General features: G+C 57.5%; 17 protein-coding genes. 16 read left to right on the top strand and 1 reads right to left on the bottom strand.

Translation table 11 applies throughout. The features are described 5' to 3' along the window. The first annotated feature begins 22 nt into the window (after positions 1-22). The 3 genes from KO539_RS05940 (at position 23) to KO539_RS05950 (ending at position 1963) form a co-directional block, all read left to right on the top strand. The gene (locus KO539_RS05940; protein WP_219307830.1) at positions 23-577 is read left to right on the top strand and encodes a universal stress protein; all 555 of its coding nucleotides are present in this window, start codon (positions 23-25) and stop codon (positions 575-577) included. Between the two features lie 46 nt (positions 578-623). Further along, positions 624-1619 carry a VirK/YbjX family protein gene (locus KO539_RS05945; RefSeq protein WP_219307832.1) on the top strand — a complete coding sequence of 332 codons (996 nt, stop codon included), beginning with the start codon at positions 624-626 and terminating at the stop codon, positions 1617-1619. Between the two features lie 113 nt (positions 1620-1732). Then, positions 1733-1963 (top strand): DUF6139 family protein, encoded by a 231-nt coding sequence (locus KO539_RS05950; RefSeq protein WP_035821830.1) that lies wholly within the window; start codon positions 1733-1735, stop codon positions 1961-1963. A gap of 63 nt (positions 1964-2026) precedes the next feature. On the opposite strand, the gene dnaE is transcribed toward KO539_RS05950, so the two are convergent. Further along, on the bottom strand, positions 2027-5566 hold the full coding sequence (gene dnaE / locus KO539_RS05955; protein ID WP_257626118.1) for a DNA polymerase III subunit alpha: 3540 nt from the start codon (positions 5564-5566) through the stop codon (positions 2027-2029). 137 nt (positions 5567-5703) lie between these two features. Here dnaE and KO539_RS05960 point away from each other — a divergent pair, with 137 nt between their 5' ends. The 13 genes from KO539_RS05960 (at position 5704) to KO539_RS06020 (ending at position 18440) form a co-directional block, all read left to right on the top strand. Further along, positions 5704-6600 carry a sulfurtransferase gene (locus KO539_RS05960; RefSeq protein ID WP_219307834.1) on the top strand — a complete coding sequence of 299 codons (897 nt, stop codon included), beginning with the start codon at positions 5704-5706 and terminating at the stop codon, positions 6598-6600. A 482-nt stretch (positions 6601-7082) separates the two neighbouring features. Continuing rightward, positions 7083-8165, top strand: a complete 1083-nt coding sequence (gene rfbB, locus KO539_RS05965; protein ID WP_219307836.1) for a dTDP-glucose 4,6-dehydratase — start codon at positions 7083-7085, stop codon at positions 8163-8165. Beyond that, positions 8165-9058, top strand: coding sequence for a glucose-1-phosphate thymidylyltransferase RfbA (gene rfbA / locus KO539_RS05970; RefSeq protein ID WP_219308644.1), 894 nt, complete (start codon positions 8165-8167; stop codon positions 9056-9058). Before rfbB ends, rfbA begins: the two co-directional genes overlap by 1 nt. A gap of 3 nt (positions 9059-9061) precedes the next feature. Continuing rightward, the gene (rfbC, locus tag KO539_RS05975) at positions 9062-9607 is read left to right on the top strand and encodes a dTDP-4-dehydrorhamnose 3,5-epimerase (protein ID WP_219307838.1); all 546 of its coding nucleotides are present in this window, start codon (positions 9062-9064) and stop codon (positions 9605-9607) included. After that, complete coding sequence (rfbD, locus tag KO539_RS05980; RefSeq protein WP_035821839.1) at positions 9604-10467, top strand: dTDP-4-dehydrorhamnose reductase; 864 nt, start codon at positions 9604-9606, stop codon at positions 10465-10467. The genes rfbC and rfbD overlap by 4 nt, the downstream gene beginning before the upstream one ends. A gap of 67 nt (positions 10468-10534) precedes the next feature. Next, positions 10535-11470, top strand: a complete 936-nt coding sequence (gene rfaE1 / locus KO539_RS05985; RefSeq protein ID WP_081922576.1) for a D-glycero-beta-D-manno-heptose-7-phosphate kinase — start codon at positions 10535-10537, stop codon at positions 11468-11470. An 8-nt stretch (positions 11471-11478) separates the two neighbouring features. Further along, positions 11479-12474, top strand: coding sequence for an ADP-glyceromanno-heptose 6-epimerase (rfaD, locus tag KO539_RS05990; RefSeq protein WP_035821841.1), 996 nt, complete (start codon positions 11479-11481; stop codon positions 12472-12474). Between the two features lie 7 nt (positions 12475-12481). Further along, complete coding sequence (locus KO539_RS05995; protein WP_219307840.1) at positions 12482-13717, top strand: oligosaccharide flippase family protein; 1236 nt, start codon at positions 12482-12484, stop codon at positions 13715-13717. Continuing rightward, on the top strand, positions 13710-14933 hold the full coding sequence (locus KO539_RS06000; protein ID WP_219307842.1) for a glycosyltransferase family 9 protein: 1224 nt from the start codon (positions 13710-13712) through the stop codon (positions 14931-14933). The genes KO539_RS05995 and KO539_RS06000 overlap by 8 nt, the downstream gene beginning before the upstream one ends. Before the next feature lie 24 nt (positions 14934-14957). Then, on the top strand, positions 14958-16202 hold the full coding sequence (locus KO539_RS06005) for an O-antigen polymerase (RefSeq protein ID WP_219307843.1): 1245 nt from the start codon (positions 14958-14960) through the stop codon (positions 16200-16202). Further along, the gene (locus KO539_RS06010; protein WP_219307844.1) at positions 16199-16780 is read left to right on the top strand and encodes an SIS domain-containing protein; all 582 of its coding nucleotides are present in this window, start codon (positions 16199-16201) and stop codon (positions 16778-16780) included. Before KO539_RS06005 ends, KO539_RS06010 begins: the two co-directional genes overlap by 4 nt. Continuing rightward, on the top strand, positions 16777-17910 hold the full coding sequence (locus KO539_RS06015) for an NAD(P)-dependent oxidoreductase (protein WP_219307845.1): 1134 nt from the start codon (positions 16777-16779) through the stop codon (positions 17908-17910). Before KO539_RS06010 ends, KO539_RS06015 begins: the two co-directional genes overlap by 4 nt. Next, positions 17907-18440: a serine O-acetyltransferase gene (locus KO539_RS06020; protein WP_035821856.1), complete on the top strand. Its 534-nt coding sequence runs from the start codon at positions 17907-17909 to the stop codon at positions 18438-18440. The genes KO539_RS06015 and KO539_RS06020 overlap by 4 nt, the downstream gene beginning before the upstream one ends. Positions 18441-18448: the final 8 nt, after the last annotated feature.

Genomic DNA, 18448 nt, shown 5'->3' on the forward strand with positions numbered 1-18448 from the left:
ACCATGACATGGTTTTCCGACTATGGCCATCCCTTCCATGCATGCATCGCGCCTTGCCCCGCAACGCCACCGCGCCCCGGGCAACGCTGCGGGCGCAGGCGGCAAGCCGGACCAGGATACCTTGCTGCTGCTCTTGCCCGTCAAGCGCGCCAGCGACATCATCTACGGCGCGCGCTACGCCAGGCGCCTGCAGGAATGGGGCATCCAGGTCAGCATCCGCCTGCTGCACGTGACACCGGCGCCAGCGCGCCAGGCCGATGACTTGCCCCGGCACATTGCCGGCGCATGCCATGCGCTGGACCCGGCCACGCAGCAGATGCTGCACGAGGCGGGACTGTACCTGAGCCGTTCGCAGCTCGCCTTCAGCACGCATCTTTTCGCCGGTGAGCTGCTGTTTACGATCCTCGATACGGCTGAACTGCTCGGCTGCCACGAAATCGTCCTGCCGGCGCTGCGGCACAGTCCCTGGCAGCGCCGCTTTGCCGGAGCGCTGGCACGCAAGCTGGCGCGCGCCACGCGCAGCGCCACGGTCTTGCTGGCCGATAGCGACGGCATGAGCGGGCCGCCGCCGGCCTGAAGCGCCACCGGCGCTCCCCCATCCACATACACATGGACACCCTTTGATGACACAAGCCATTACCCTGCACGCGGGCCTGAGCAATATGCCGCCAGGCATGTCACGCGTGCGCGAGCTGCTCAAGCTGCAATTGCGGGCACAGCTGCAGCGCCGGCAGACGCGCATCTGGCTGCAACTGCTCAATTCGCACCCCGTGTTCCGGGACTTGCTGCAAGCCTATCCGCGCCTGATGCACAAGGTGTACCGCCCTTACCTGAGCACGAACCTGTCGTGCCGCCAGCGCGTCGCCTTGCTGGTCGAGCACTATCATTTCATCCTGCAACAGGGCTGGGGCAAGTTGATGACGCAGGCGGCGCGCGCCCCCGTGCGCCTGGGCTCCGTGCCGGGAAAATCGGGCGCGCCCTACCATCTGCAGCTGTGTTCGCTACAACCGATGGACCGTGAAGGCGAAATGGTCTTGCAACTGACACATGGCGATGACGTGATCTACTCGGTCGCGTTTAGCTTTTTCGGTTCCCGCGCGCCCGCCAGCATGGGCGTGGGCATCGGCTGCATCCAGGGTCCGCGCGGCGCGGAAGGCTTGCGCCGCGTGCGCGAGGCTACCCGCGACCTGCACGGCATGCGCCCCAAGGCCCTGATGGTACGTCTGGTGCGCCAGCTGGGACATGATCATGGCTGCCGCAACATGGTGCTTGTAGGCAACGCCAACCGTACCGTCCACCATTCCGCCAAAAAGGGCCGTCTGTTCGCCGACTACAATTCCCTTTGGCAAGAACTTGGCGCCCAAGAACGCAAAGATGGCGATTTTGAGTTGCCATGCGAAAACTTGCCCCTGCCTGCCCTGGAAGAGATTCCATCAAAAAAACGCTCGGAAGCACGCAAACGCCACGAACTGACGCTGGCCATGATCAGCAGCCTGCGTAGCGGCCTCGATACCCATCGCAGCCCGGTGCAGCTCACCGCGACCACTGCGGCGGCGGCCAAGGAAGTACGGCAAGCGGCCGATCTGGACGACGAAGACTACGCCTCCGCCGCCGCCTGAGCACCCGCTGGCGGCACACGCTTCAACCCATGCGCGGCCCAATCCTGTTACGCTAGCGCTATCGGCATGCACCGCGGTGCGCCGGTTCCCCCAACGCTTACTAGGAGGCATTCATGCGCGTAGACATCTACCGCCGGGCCGAGCACGACGGCATTTTTTCCTACCTCGCCGTGCCGGAAGGAAAGCTCATTCCGGAAGAAGTGACCAATACCGACTGGCAAATCGAAGCACGCGCCAGCGAAGTGGCCGACGATGCCGAGATCTTGCCCAACTACCATATCGAACAGCCGCACCAGCAGATCGCCGCCAAGGGCTATGCGATCACGGGCCTGAAAGACATGTAAACGAAAAAAGCCAAACCAGCATGTCCGCGGTTTGGCTTTGTTGTCTGTGCCGGGCGGTGCCGGTCAGTATTCGACCGCCACCTCTTGTGCGCCCAGCATCTGCTCCAGCGCCATCTGCAATTCATCCGACGGCGCCACTTTCCACTCGTCGCCAAACTGCAGCACGCAACTGACGCCTTGCGGGCTGACCTTGGCGGCGATCGGCAATCCGTCCACAGCCCGGTGCGGCGTGATCACGTCGCTGATGCGTTTCATGTCCAGCGTCGTGGGCAAGGTCAAGCCCAGCTGGCGGCCATACTGTACACGCGCGGAGATGATGTCGAAGGCGCTCTCGGCCGTGATGCGCAAGCCGCCCGAAAAACGGTCTTCCGACACCTTGCCCACGACGGCCAGGAATTCATCTTCCTTGAAGATTTTCCGGTTCGAATCGAACAGTTCACCATACACCGTCACTTCCACCGTGCCGCTCTTGTCGTCCAGCGTGACGATGAGGATCTTGCCGCGCTGCGTCATCTGCGTGCGCAAACCCGTGATGACGCCGGCCATCATGCGCGGTTCGCGCGATGGCGACAGTTCCGACAGTTTCGTGCGCGCAAAACGGCGCGCCTCGGGCGCATACGAATCGAACAGGTGGCCTGACAGGTAAAAGCCCAGCGCGATCTTTTCTTCCTTCAATCGCTGCTTGTCGCTCCAGACAGGCACCTTGACGTACTCGGGCGGCGCCACCATGTCGCTGTCGTCGCCGCCGAACAGACTCACCTGGTTTGCCGCCTTGGCGGCCTGGTCGGCGCATTCCATGGCGAAGGCCACGGACGCGAGCAGGATGGCGCGGTCGACCTTCAGGCAATCGAAGGCGCCGCTACGGATCAGCGACTCGATGGTGCGGCGGTTGATCTGCTTCTTGTCCACGCGCTTGCAGAAATCGAACAGGCTCGTAAATGGCCCGCCGGCCTCGCGCGCGGCGATGATGGCTTCGATGGCGTTCTGGCCCGAACCTTTCACGGCGCCCAGGCCATAGCGGATCTGCGTGACTTTCTTGCCGCTCACGGACGGCGCGGCGCCGCTCGGCGTGAAGCGGTAGTCCGATTCATTGATATCCGGCGGCAACAAGGTCAGCTTGCAGATTTCCAGCGAGTCTTCCACCAGGATCTTGATCTTGTCCGTATCGTCCATGGCCAGCGACAAGTTGGCGGCCATGAAGGCGGCCGTGTGGTGCGCTTTCAAATAGGCCGTGTGATACGACAGCAGAGCATAGGCGGCGGCGTGCGATTTATTAAAACCGTAGCCGGCGAACTTTTCCATCAAGTCGAAGATCTCGTCGGCCTTTTCCGCCGTCAAGCCGTCTTTTGCCGCACCGGCGCGGAAGATTTCGCGGTGCTCGGCCATCTCTTCGGCCTTCTTTTTACCCATGGCGCGGCGCAGCATGTCGGCGCCGCCCAGCGAGTAGCCGCCGACGATCTGCGCCATCTGCATCACCTGCTCCTGATACACCATGATGCCGTAGGTTTCGGACAGAATCGATTCCGTGCGCGGATCGGGATAATCGAAACGCTCACCGTGCTTGCGCTTGCAGAAGTCGGGAATCAGGTCCATCGGGCCCGGACGGTACAAGGCCACCAGCGCGATAATGTCTTCGAAGCGGTCGGGACGCGCGTCTTTCAGCATGCCCTGCATGCCGCGCGACTCGAGCTGGAACACGGCCACGGTCTTGGCCTTGGTCAGCAAGTCATACGACGGCTTGTCATTCAGCGGCAAGGTGGCCAGATCAAAATTGGCCTGCGCCGGATCGAGCTGCTTGATGTAGCGCACGGCGCGGTCAAGGATGGTGAGCGTGGTCAGACCCAAGAAGTCGAACTTCACGAGGCCGACGGCCTCCACGTCATCCTTGTCGTACTGCGACACGACGCCCGAGTCGCCGCCCTGCGTGTACAGCGGGCAGAAATCCGTCAGCTTGCCAGGAGCGATCAGCACGCCACCCGCGTGCATGCCGATATTGCGCGTGATGCCTTCGACCTGCTGCGCCAGGTCCAGCAACTGCTTGACCTCTTCCTCGTTTTCCAGGCGCTCCTTGAGCAGCGGTTCCTCTTCAATGGCGTCGGCGATCGACACGGGTTTGCCCGGCTTGAACGGGATCAGCTTCGAGATGCCGTCGCAGAAGTTGTAGCCGAAGTCCATCACGCGGCCCACGTCGCGGATCGCGCCCTTGGCCGCCATGGTACCGAAGGTGGCGATCTGCGAGACCGCCTCCTTGCCATACAAATCCTTGACGTGCTGAATGACTCTGTCGCGCCCCTCCTGGCAAAAGTCGATATCGAAGTCGGGCATCGAGACGCGTTCGGGATTCAGGAAACGCTCGAACAGCAGGTTGTACTGCAATGGATCGAGGTCGGTAATGAGCAGCGAATACGCCACCAGCGAACCGGCACCCGAACCGCGGCCCGGACCGACGGGCACGCCGTTTTCCTTGGCCCACTGGATAAACTCGGCCACGATCAGGAAGTAGCCGGGGAATTTCATGTTGCAAATCGTGTCCGTCTCGAATTTCAACCGCGACTCGTAGCGCGGGCGCTCTTTCTCGCGGCGTTCGGCATCGGGATACAGCTGCAACAAACGCTTTTCCAGGCCCGCCTGCGACTCGGCAACGAGGAACTGGTCGATCGTCATGCCTTCGGGCGTGGGGAAGTTCGGCAATTGCGGCTTGCCCAGAGTCAGGGTCAGATTGCAGCGCTTGGCGATTTCCACGGAATTGGCCAGCGCGGCCGGCAAGTCGGCGAACAATTCGGCCATGTCGGCCTGCGACAGGAAACGCTGGCTGTCGTTAAAGCGTTTCACGCGCTTGGCGTTGGCCAGCATTTCGCCTTCGGCGATACAGGTGCGGGCTTCGTGGGCAATAAATTCTTCTGGGGAAATAAATTGCACGGGGTGCGTGGCGACAACAGGCAAGCCCAGCTTGGCCGCCAGTGCCACCGCATGGCGCACCTGCGCTTCCTGGTTGGCCTGGCCGCCGCGCTGGATTTCGACATAGAAATGGCCAGGGAAAATCTCGGCCCAGCGCTGCGCGTTGCGTTCGGCCAGGGCCAGGTTGCCATTCTCGATAGCGATGCCGACATCGCCAAAGTGCGCGCCGGACAGCACGATCAAGCCATTCGCCGCGCTTTCGCCCGGGTACAGGTCATAGGTATTCGTCGCCAGCGCCTGCAGCCACTCGATGCGCAGCTCGGCACGGCCCTTGTACTGGTTCGTCAGCCAGGCCGTCGACAGCAGTTCGCACAGTTGCAGATAGCCCATGCGGTTCTTCGCCAGCAACAGCAGGCGCGACGGTTTTTCGCGGTTGTCGTCATTCGTGATCCACACGTCGACACCGACGATGGGCTTGATGCCCTTGCCGCGCGCTTCCTTGTAGAACTTGACCATGCCAAACAGGTTCGACAGGTCGGTGACGGCCAGCGCCACCTGCTTGTCCTTCGCCGCCGCCTTGACCACGTCGTCAATGCGCACCAGGCCATCGACGATCGAGTACTCCGAGTGCACGCGCAAGTGGACGAAGGCAGGACCGGGCTGCATCGCTTGCTGTGAACCTGCCGGAGCGCCGGCCTCTTGCATTACCATTTCCATCCTGTGTACCGTTTCGTGCAAAATTCAATGGGGTCTATTCTACCGCGTCGCGGGTGCGGACCGGGTATCCTGCCTGGCCTGTCGGGCTTATAATATCGGCTGTTCAGTCTAAGCCGATCGCCATCATGCAAGCCATCACCCCAGCAACACCCGCCGTTTCCGCCGCCGTCAGCCCGCTGGCCGCCTCGTTTGTCAATATTGCCGCGTATAAATTCATCACGCTCGACGATACGGAAGCCATGCGTCCCTTGTATCAGGAGCAATGCCTGACGCTGGAACTGAAGGGTACGATCCTGCTGACGCCGGAAGGCATCAATATGTTCCTGTCGGGCACGCGCGAGCATATCGATGCCTTCCTCGCCTGGGTGCGCAGCGACGAACGTCTGGCCGATCTGGAATGGAAGGAAAGCTTGTCGAACGAGCAATCGCACAAGCGCATGCTGGTCAAGCTGAAAAAAGAAATCATCACCATGCGCATGCCGCTGATCAAGCCGGAGCTGGGCCGCGCCCCTTCCGTCGACGCGCATACGCTCAAGCGCTGGCTCGATGCCGGCGTCGACGATGCGGGCAAGCCCGTGGTCATGATGGAAACGCGCAACGCCTTTGAAGTGGACGTGGGTACGTTCAACAACACGCTCGACTACCGCATCGACAAGTTTACGGAATTTCCGGCCGTGGCTGCCGCGCACAAGGATGAACTGGAAGGCAAGACCGTCGTCACCTTCTGCACGGGCGGCATCCGCTGCGAAAAGGCCGCCATCCACATGAAGGAAATCGGCTACGACAGCGTGTACCAGCTCGACGGCGGCATCCTGAAATATTTCGAGGAAGTGGGCGGCGAGCACTACACTGGCGACTGCTTCGTCTTCGACTACCGCACGGCGCTGAACCCGAAACTGGAACCGACAGAAACGGTGCAGTGCTTCGTCTGCCGCGCCGTCGTCACGCCGCGCCAGCAACTGGCGCCGGAATATGTGTACGAAGTGTCTTGCCCAAACTGCCACGATAAAACGATGCCTTGATGCGTTTCCGATGTCGCCATTTCCCAGGCGACATCTTTCAAAAAAATCAATTGCACAATAACAATTGATCAGCATTTTCTCCGCCAGACCTGGCGCTATCCGCACGCGTCAAAAAGCAAACAAATGTAACAATATTGGATTTGTTTGCCATTCTCATAAACACTAGCTTTCCCTGGCTCAGTGAGCCATGCAAAAATTCAATCGACGGCTGCTTCGCGCCGCCCCGCCCACATGGGCTTGTCTATGGAAAAAGAACAACACAGCCTGCTGAAAGCGTTGGCTAGTACGCGCGCAAACTGCTGCAAACATGGCAATTTAAGGGGTTCTGAATTATAATCAAGAGTTAAGGATTGATTGATGTTTTCAGTTATTCACATCATGGAATAAAGCATCTTGGATAGGCAAATTCTCGTTGCCTACTATTATTAAAGAAATGAATTAAGCAGCATCTCTTATTGTATTTTTTTGCACAGGAAGCTCAGATGATTTTAGTGACAGGTGGCGCAGGCTTTATCGGATCGAATTTCGTTCTGGATTGGCTCGCGCAAAGTAATGAACCGGTAATTAATCTGGATAAGCTGACGTATGCAGGAAATCTGAATAACTTGCTGGCGGTACAGAACGATCCTCGCCACCTGTTTGTCAAGGGCGACATCAATGACGGTGCCTTGCTGACACAGTTATTGGCACAGCATAAGCCACGTGCCATCGTGCATTTCGCAGCCGAGAGCCATGTCGATCGCTCGATTCATGGACCAGCAGAATTCATCAGCACCAACATCAATGGCACCTTCAGCCTGCTGGAAGCCGTGCGTGCCCATTGGCAAGCACTGCCTGAAGCAGAACGTGCGGCCTTCCGCTTCCTGCATGTCTCGACCGATGAGGTGTACGGGACACTGGGGCCGGATGATGCGCCATTTACTGAAACCACGGCCTATGCGCCCAACAGCCCTTACTCGGCAACAAAGGCAGCGTCGGACCATTTGGTGCGCTCCTATCATCACACGTATGGCTTGCCGACGCTGACCACCAATTGCTCGAATAATTATGGTTCTTACCACTTCCCGGAAAAGCTGATTCCCCTGATTATTGCCAACGCGCGCGCAGGCAAGTCCTTGCCCATCTATGGCGATGGCCAGCAGGTGCGCGACTGGTTGTATGTCAGCGATCACTGCACGGCCATTCGCCGGGTACTGGACAGCGGACGCACGGGAGAAACCTACAATATCGGCGGCTGGAACGAAAAAGCCAATCTCGACGTCGTGCACACCCTGTGCGACATCCTCGATGAACTGCAACCGAAGGCAAATGGCGGCAGCTATCGCGAACAAATCAGCTATGTTGCCGACAGGCCAGGCCATGATCGCCGCTATGCCATCGATGCACGCAAAATTGAGCGCGAACTGGGCTGGAAGCCGGCAGAAACCTTCGATACGGGCATCCGCAAGACGGTGCAATGGTATCTGGACAACGATGCATGGGTGCGCGACGTCCAATCCGGCGCCTACCTGACTTGGCTGGAAAAAAACTATACGGCCCGCGCCGAACAGAATACGGAGGCCTGATGGAAGCCAAACTGGCCCGCAAGGGCATTATCCTGGCCGGGGGTTCAGGCACACGCCTGTATCCCGTGACCATGTCGGTCTCGAAGCAGCTGTTGCCCGTGTACGACAAGCCGATGATTTACTATCCGCTGACAACATTGATGCTGGCGGGAATGCGCGACATCCTGATCATTTCCACGCCCGCCGATACGCCCCGTTTCAAAGAGTTGCTCGGTGACGGCAGCCAATGGGGGATTAACCTGAGCTATGCGGTACAGCCATCACCCGATGGTCTGGCGCAGGCGTTCATCATCGGCCGCGAGTTCTTGGGCGATGCGCCATCGGCATTAATCCTGGGCGATAATATTTATTATGGCCATGATTTCGAATCAAGCCTGTCTGCCGCTTCCGAGCGCACGGACGGCGCGACCGTGTTTGCCTATCATGTGCAAGATCCGGAGCGCTATGGCGTGGTGGAATTCGACGCCAATCAGCAAGCCATCAGCATCGAAGAAAAGCCCTTGCAGCCAAAATCGAATTATGCCGTCACCGGCCTGTATTTTTACGACAAGGACATTGCCGATATCGCTGCATCGATCAAGCCGTCCGAACGGGGCGAACTTGAAATTACCGATGTCAACCGCGTCTATCTGAACCGCGGCACGCTGAAGGTGGAACGCATGGGCCGCGGCATGGCCTGGCTCGATACGGGTACGCACGAGTCGCTGCTCGAAGCAGGCCAATTTATTGCCACCATCGAACACCGCCAGGGCTTGAAAGTTGCCTGCCCTGAGGAAATTGCTTACCGCAAAGGCTACATTACCGCCACCCAGCTGGAACAACTGGCCCAACCGCTGAAAAAGAACGGTTACGGACAATATCTGTTACGCCTGTTGAATGATAAGATTTTTTAAGCCATGCAAATTCAAACCACTGCCATTCCCGACGTATTGATCCTCGAGCCCAAAGTATTTGGCGATGACCGGGGCTTTTTTTACGAAAGCTTCAACCAGCAGCGCTTTGCCGGCTTGACGGGTATTCAGGCCAATTTCGTCCAGGATAACCACTCCAAGTCCAGCAAGAATGTCCTGCGCGGCCTGCACTATCAGATCCAGCAACCGCAAGGCAAGCTGGTGCGCGTTACCGCCGGCGAAGTCTTTGACGTCGCGGTGGACTTGCGCGCCAGCTCGGCCACGTTCGGGCAATGGGTCGGCGTCACGCTGTCATCCGAGAACAAGCGCCAGCTCTGGATTCCGGAAGGCTTTGCCCATGGCTTCATCGTCCTGAGCGAGTCGGCCGAATTCCTGTATAAAACCACCGATTACTGGGCGCCTGAATTCGAACGCAGCCTACTCTGGAACGATCCGGCCCTGGGCATCACCTGGCCAGGCGATGGCGAGCCCATGCTGTCGGGCAAAGACCAGCTGGGCAAACTGCTGGCGGACGCCGAGGTATTCGCGTGAAAATCCTCATCACCGGAAAAAATGGCCAGGTCGGCTATGAGCTGGAACGCAGCCTGCAGGGCATCGGTCATATTATCGCCGTCGACCGCAGCGAGATGGACTTGAGCGACCTCGATCAGGTCCGCGACGTGATCCGCAAAATCGGGCCGGATCTGATCATCAATCCCGCCGCCTACACGGCGGTCGACAAGGCCGAGACCGACGAGGAACTGGCCATGCGTGTGAACGCGCAGGCGCCGGGCGTCATGGCGGAAGAAGCCGCGCGGCTGGGCGCAGCCCTCATCCATTACAGCACCGATTATGTGTTTGACGGCACGGCCACGACACCCTATGTGGAAACGGCTGCCACCAATCCGCTGAACGTTTATGGCAAGAGCAAGCTGGCAGGCGAACAGGCCATCGCCGCCTCGGGCGCAGCGCACCTGATCTTGCGTACCAGCTGGGTATATGGCACGCGCGGCAAGAATTTTCTGTTGACCGTGCAACGGCTGGCGCAGGATCGCAGCGAACTGCGCATTGTTGGCGACCAGACCGGTTCGCCCACCTGGTGCCGCACGATTGCCGACGTGACTGCGCACATCGTCAGCCAGTCGCGTACCGGCGACCATGGCTGGTGGCGCGACAATGGCGGACTGTATCACCTGACTTCGCAGGGCAGCACCTCCTGGGCCGGCTTCACGGAAGAAATCCTGCGCAATACGCCGCCGGCCAAGCCCGTCCATGTCCAGGCCATCGCCACGGCCGACTATCCCTTGCCCGCCAAGCGCCCCATGTATTCCCTGCTCTCATGCGCCAAGCTGATCGACCGCTTTGGCCCCTTACCACAATGGGATGCCGCTTTAAGGTTGTGTCAATCCTGATTCTGTCCCTGCCTGCCGCTCGTCGGCTCAGCGGCCTCCGGCATCGCGTACTCCAATTACTCATATCATGGTTAACCATAGCTATAAAGACAATTTATCCAAAGCAAAGATTCTGGTAGTCGGCGATGTCATGCTCGACCGCTACTGGTTTGGACAAGTCAATCGCATTTCTCCGGAAGCACCGGTTCCCATTGCAAAGATTTCCCATCGAGAAGACCGCGCGGGCGGCGCGGCCAACGTGGCGCGCAATATTTCCAGCCTGGGCGGCCAGGCGACCTTACTTTCGGTCATCGGCCAGGACGAGGCAGGCGACGCCTTGGAAAGCTTACTCAAAGAAAATGGTGTGCATACGCAGCTATATCGAGATAGCAATATTTCCACGACCGTGAAATTACGCGTCCTGTCTCGTCAACAGCAATTGCTGCGCATTGATTTCGAAGAAATTCCGACGGACGAGATTTTGACGAACAAGCTTGAAATCTATTCCAAGCTGGTCAGCGAGCATGATCTGGTGATTCTGTCCGACTATGGCAAGGGATGCCTGCGCTATGCGGAAAAAATGATTGTTGCCGCGCGGGCGCTGGGCAAGCCCGTCCTCGTTGATCCCAAGGGTAGCGACTACAGCCATTACAAGGGAGCGACGCTGCTTACGCCTAACCGCATGGAATTCCAGGCCGTGGCGGGCAGCTGGTCCGACGAAGCCGCGCTGACACAAAAAGCCCAGGCGCTGCGCCAGGAACTCGAGCTTGACGCGCTGCTGGTGACGCGCAGCGAAGAAGGCATGTCCCTCTACCAGAAGGACGAAGTCTTGCATCAGCCCACGGTTGCGCGCCAGGTTTTTGACGTCTCCGGCGCCGGAGATACCGTGATCGGCACGCTCGGCCTGATGCTGGCGGCCGGATATGACTATGAAGAAGCTATCAGCATCGCCAACCGCGCGGCCGGCATCGTCGTCGGCAAGCTGGGCACGGCAGTGGTAAGCCAAGAAGAACTGTTCTGCTAGGAGAAATTATGTATATCGTTGTAACAGGTGCCGCAGGACTCATTGGTTCCAATATCGTCAAAGCACTCAATGCGCGTGGCCATCGCCAGATCATCGCTGTTGATAATTTGACCCGCGGCGACAAATTCCGCAATCTGGTCGATTGCGATATCAGCGACTACATCGACAAGACCGAGTTCTTGAGCAAGCTGGCCAGCCCTGCGTACGCAGGAAAGATCAGCGCCGTGTTTCACCAGGGTGCCTGTTCCGACACCATGGAAACCGACGGCAAATACATGATGGAAAACAATTTCCGTTATTCGCTGGCCTTGCTCGATTATTGCCAGGACAATAAAATTCCTTTCCTGTATGCCTCCAGCGCCTCGGTGTATGGCACGGGCAGCATCTTCAAGGAAGAGCGCGAGTTTGAAAAGCCATTGAATATCTATGGCTATTCGAAATTCCTGTTCGACCAGATCGTCCGCGAACGCATGGCCGACCTGACCTCCCAAGTGGTCGGATTCCGCTACTTTAACGTCTACGGCCCCCGCGAGGAGCACAAGCAACGCATGGCATCGGTGGCATTCCACCATTACCACCAATACCGCGAACATGGCAAGGTCAAGCTGTTTGAAGGCCGCGATGGCTATGCCGATGGTGGGCAGTTGCGTGACTTCGTTTCCGTCGAGGATGTCGTCAAGGTGAACCTGTGGTTCCTGGACCACCCGCAACAGTCGGGCATTTTCAATCTGGGTACCGGACAATCGCAGCCGTTCAATGACATCGCCGTCGCGGCTGTCAATACTTGCCGCGAACTCGATGCGCTGGCGCCACTGACCCGTGAAGAAATGGTCGCACAAGGCATGCTGGAATACATCAAGTTTCCCGATGCCTTGATCGGCAAGTATCAGTCCTTTACCCAGGCAGATATCTCGCGCCTGCGGGCAGCCGGCTATGACGCGCCGTTCTACTCCGTCTCGGAGGGAGTGAGCCGGTACATCCGGAACTGGCTGCACGCCCGATGAGATTATCTTGCTAAAGAACATACTAAAAAACTCGATACTCACAGCATTAATACGGGGTGCCTCATTCGGCGTGCGGATATTCGCCCTGCTGATTGCGGCGCGCTATTCGGAACCGGCATATTTTGCCACGATTGCCCTGTTCTTCACGGTTGCCGAAATCGGACGCCTGCTGGCCGATTTCGGCATCGACACGTACACCATGCGCGAGTACGCATCGCATCGCAACAAGGCGGTGCTGCGTCAGACGATAGGTGCGGCGATGAGCGCCAAGCTGATGCTGGGCTTGCTGGTGGCCGTCGCCAGCACGGCCGTCATGCTGCATTTGCGTCCGGGGGAACTTAGTTCGACCTTGCCCTTTGCGCTCATGGTCATGTCGCCGCTGCTGATGAACTTGCCGATCAATTTTTTTATCGCCAAGATGCGCGGGCGCCATATTGCACCGTTCGTGGCCATGGCGGGCTTGTTGTCGCTCGGTGTTTTTTATGGTTTGTTCACGTTTGCCAGCAATCCGGCGCTGGCATTCTTTTCCATTCCTGCGGCCGAAGCCCTGGTTGGCCTGTTCCTGATTGCCAAGGTGCCGGTCATGCGCGCCAGCCTGGCCTGCCTGAATTTCCCGGGCATGCTCAAGCTGCTGAAAATGACCTTGCCGATTGCCGCCGCGACCATCCTGGGCATCACCTATGGACGCATGGATGTGTTTTTCCTGGAGAAATTCCGTAGCGCCGAAGAGCTGGGACTCTATGCGTTTGCCGTGCGTCTGGTGGAACCGTTTCAATTTATTGCGGGCGCATTGGCCGTCAACGCTTATGGCCATATCGCCACCTCGCTGAAAACGTCGGTGGCGGCGGCATCGGCAGTCAATGCCCGCTACCGCAAAGTCATGGCCCTGTACGCCGGCCTGGCCCTGTTGACGGTGCTGGTACTGGCGAATGTCCTGTTGGTGTATACGTTTAAACAATATGCTGCCGCGCAAGCGATGCTGAATCTGACCGGCTGCATCCTGATATTCAAATGCGGCAACTTGATCAGTACCGCTGCCATCCAGGCGCATGGGAAGTATAAATTCATCACCTCGGTCGCGGTCTGGAACTTTACCTTCCTGTCCGTTGCGATGCTGCTGCTGGTACCCCGCTTCGGTGCCTATGGCGCCTTGTTTTCGATACTGGCAATGGAATCGCTTAATTTTCTTATTCAAAATATTCTTTTAAGAAAATTACAAAAAAGCAACAACAAAGATGATTAAAAATACCGCTATTCGTACTTTCATGGTCTTGAGCGTCCTCCTGGGCCTGCTCTGCGCGCGTATCCTGGCGCTGCTGGCGCGCAGGAAGCCCCATGCCGGCTTGCGCCTGCTCGTCGTGCGCCTGGACCAGACCTTGGGCGACAGTGCCATGAATTCGCCCTTGCTGCGCGAACTGAGGCATGCCTATCCGGATGCCGACATCACGCTGGTCGTGCATCCGCGTATCCAGGCGATGGTCCAACATTGCCCGTACGTCAACCATATCGCGACGTACGACTGGGGCAGTTCGCTGCCGAAAAGCTTGCTGGTACGGCACTGCTTGAGCCTCAAGTTCTGCTGGACCCACTTCCGTTTGCAACCGCCAGATATTGCCATCGTCCCGCGCTTTGACGAAGATCATCATGCGGGCTTCATCGCCCTCTTCAGCGGGGCAAAGCGGCGCATCGCCTATACGGAAAAAGCGACGCAACGCAAGCAGGTGCTCAATGCCGGCTTTGACATGCTGTACACTGACATTCTGCCTGCGCTTGGCCTGAAGCATGAAGTCGAACGCAATCTCGATATCGTGCGCCACCTGGGTTTTCAGCCGGCCGATACGGCACTGGAATTCTGGGGTGCCGCACAGGACGATGCCTATGCACAACAGCTCCTCAAGGAGCACGTCCCCGCTGGCAGCATGCTCATCGGCCTGGGCCTGTCCGGCGGCTATTCCATCCTGAAGCGCTGGCCACTGCAGTATTATGTGGAACTGGCTAGCCTGTTACAAGAAAAACACAAGGAGCGGGAACTCACCATTTTGCTCGTCGGCGGCAAGGATGACACGGCGTTGGGCGCGCAATTCGAAGCGAATTTCCCTGGCAAAGTCGTCAATATGATCGCAAAGACCAGCATCGCGCAGATGGCGGCCTTGCTCAGGCACTGTGATCGCTTCATTGGCAATGATTCTGGCGCCATGCACATTGCGGCAGCAAGCGGCATCCCGGTGACAGGTATTTTTGGTTCCAGTTGTCACCACCGCTTCAGTGCCTGGGGACGACGTTGTGAATCCGTCTCCCTGGAGCTGCCTTGTGGACCTTGCGGGCAGGGGCATATCATCGACCGTTGCAGCACATGTATCTATCCCTCTCCCAAATGCATGGATGAGCTGAAACCTGCCTATGTGTTGCAATATGTCGGCCAGGCAAGTATGAACAATCACGCTTCGGCTGACCACTGATGTAAATCGAACTGGACTACACGCATGCATCAGACTTCCATTGCACTACTTATATTCTTAACCACGCTGGTGGTTGGTCTTATCATCTATGGCATCAAAATTTACAAGACGCCGCTCAATCCGCTGTCTTTCTACCTGACTCTTGACAGCGGCTTGCGTGTCATCCTCAGTTGTTCGCTCATTTATTTTACGGATAATATCCAAAATTTCACCGATGCCGACATTGTTGACGCATTGCTGCTGCATATACTGTATGTGATCTGCTTCTCCTTGCCGTTTGTTCTGCGCCCTCGCTGGTTGCTACGCACGGTGGAAACCATCCGACGCGCCTTTTTCATGCGCCTGCCACGTGCCCGCACGCCATTTTCGATGTTGACGGTGGTGCTGATCACGGCCTTTATCTTAATTAATTTCTATATGCTGATGATCGTTGGCGAAGGCGGCACCTTGTGGCTGACCAACCCGCGCGAAGCGTATCAAAACAATAAATTTGGAGCAGGAAATTATTATCTTTTCTGGGTCTGGGGTATTTCGTTTTTCATTATCTATGTGCTTTATTCAGTCAAGCCCACGAATAAAGGCGACCTGCTGAAGATAGCCCCCCTGCTGTTGGGGATTTTTGGCCTCACGTACTTTACCGGATCAAAGCAAATTTTGATGGTAAATATATTACTGGTTGCATTTTATTATACGCATTACATAAAAATAATCGGCATCAAGTTCTTTACCGTAATTGGCGCGACTCTGTTCAGTATGTTTCTTGGACTGCAATTATTACAGGGGACGACAAGTGATCTGATCGGAGCATTATCCTATTTTGATTACTTTCAAAAGACCATCGAATTTGTTGCACAGTACGACCATATTGGCCCCACCTATGGCGAGGCTTTTATCAGCAGTTTCTGGGGCTACATCCCGCGTGCATTTGCGCCCGACAAACCGCTGATCTATGGCCAGTTACTGATACAAAACTATCTATATCCAGACGCGGCCGACGTTGGTTACTATCCGGCGTTTGCATCCTGGGCATTCATGTATCTGGATTTCTGGGTCGTCGGCGTGATCATGTCAGGCCTGTTTGTCGGCGGGCTGTCCTGGTCCCTGTATGAACTTTTCCGCAGGAATAAAGACGATATATTTTTATTTTCTCTGGCGGCACAGGCAACGATTACCCTTTACATGGTACCGCTGCATGGTGAACTGTATATTTTCATCTGGTTTATTTTACAAAGAATTATTTTAAATATTCATTTCAAGAGGACATCATGAGCATTTTTGAAAAGTCGCTTCAACAACATTTGGAGGCTTTCGGCAGATTGGCAGCAACGGAGCATGATGTTGCCAAGGCTGCCAGCATTTGCGCCGATGCCATTGCCAAAGGCAAAAAAGTTATTTTTTGCGGCAATGGTGGTTCCGCGGCAGACTCCCAGCACATTGCGGCGGAACTGGTCGGGCGCTTGGTAGACGACCGCCGTGCGCTGCCAGCCCTGTCGCTGACAACCGACACTTCTGCGCTCACTTGCATTGCCAACGACTATGGCTACGATCACGTCTTTGCACGCCAGTTGTCCGGCGTCGGCCAGGCTGGCGATGTACTGATTGCCATTTCAACCTCCGGCAATTCGGCCAATATCCTCAATGCAGTCGAGACGGCAAAATCGATGGATATCCAATCGATTGGCTGGCTGGGCAAGGATGGCGGAAAACTGGCTCAGCAGGTAGACCTGCCGCTGATCGCGCCAAGCAACATTACTGCTCGCATACAAGAAATTCATATTTTTTGGGGGCACGTCATTTGTGCCTTGATTGAAAAACAACTTGGTTACGGAAATTGGGAATCGGCATGAACAAACATATCTTGATCACCGGTGGCGCCGGCTTCATTGGCACCAATCTGAGCCGCAAATTGCTGGCCGACGGCTATCGCATCTCCGTGCTGGACAATCTGTCGCCGCAAATTCACGGCCCCTACCCGCAACTCGATGAAGCCATGCTGCGCGACGGCCGCATCCATTTCATTCGCGCCGATGTGCGCCAGTCCGGCGTGCTCGAGCAAGCCTTGCAAACGGTCGACACGGTCGTCCATCTGGCGGCCGAAACCGGCACCGCGCAATCGATGTACCAGATCGCCCACTACAATGAAGTCAATACGCAGGCAACCGCGCAATTGCTCGACATCCTGGCGAACAAACCCAATACGGTGAAAAAGATCGTCCTCGCTTCGTCGCGCTCGATTTATGGCGAAGGCGCGTATGCCTGCCCCACCCATGGCACGGTCTATCCGGGCGCCCGCAGTGCGGCGCAGCTGAAAAACCACCAGTGGGATCCGCTCTGCCCCACCTGCAATGGCCCATTGCGCGCCATTCCAACACCGGAAACAGCGCGCCCCAGCCCGGCGTCCATCTATGCCGCAACCAAGTACGCGCAGGAAGACCTGATCCGCATCGCCGGCGACTCGCTCGGCATCAGCACCGCCATCCTGCGCTTCCAGAACGTCTACGGCGCAGGCCAGTCGCTGAACAATCCGTACACCGGCATCCTGTCCATTTTCTCGACCCGTATCCGCCGCGGCATGAGCTTGCCGATTTTCGAAGACGGCCTGGAAAGCCGCGATTTCGTGCACGTCAACGACATCGTGCAAGCGATTCAGCTGGCCATGGAAAGCGACGCCGCCAGCGGCGCCACACTCAACGTTGGCGCCGGCGAGCCGACCTCGGTGCTCGACATCGCCAATCTGCTCGTCGACGCCCTGGGCGGCACCGTCCGTCCGGAAGTGACAGGCCAGTATCGCCTAGGCGACATCCGCCATTGCTACGCCGATCTGAGCCAGATCAAGGCGACCTTGAACTTCACGCCGCAAGTGTCGCTGGCACGCGGTATCGAGGAATTCGCTGCCTGGGTCAGCTCCCAGCCCTTGCCGGAAGACGGTCTGGACAAGGCAAATGAAGAGCTGAAAAAACGTAAGATGATGTCATGAGTCTGCGCACCACCTTGTATGCCGATCTGGCCAGGCAATATTTCTATGCCGGCCAGCCGGACCGGCAACCGACTTTCGGACGCCTGCTGCTGACGTCTTTTTCGCCGCGTTTCATGCCGGTGGTGCTGTTTCGCCTGTCTCACTGGTTTTTCCAGAAGCGTTTGTCGCCGCTGGCAAAGCTGGTGTCCCTGATTAATTTCGTCGTCTTCGGCCTGGAAATCGCCGTCCGCTGCGAAATCGGTCCAGGCCTGTATTTCCCGCATACGCAGGGCACGGTCATCGGCGCCCTGCGCATCGGCATGAATGCAACGATTTACCATAACGTCACGTTTGGCGCCCGCGAAATCGATATTGGCTACCACGACGCTTCGCGTCCGGTGGTCGGCGACAATGTGATCGTCGGCTCCGGCGCCAAGGTGCTCGGCGCCGTCGTCCTCGGTGACAACGTCCGCGTCGGCGCCAACGCGGTGGTCCTCAAGGATGTGGCATCTGGCTTGACCGTGGTCGGCATTCCCGCCGCACCCATCTAAATAATTGA

Origin of the sequence: Janthinobacterium sp. NKUCC06_STL, from assembly GCF_019345455.1 — a bacterium.
In the GTDB taxonomy this organism is placed as follows: Bacteria; Pseudomonadota; Gammaproteobacteria; order Burkholderiales; family Burkholderiaceae_D; genus Janthinobacterium; species Janthinobacterium rivuli.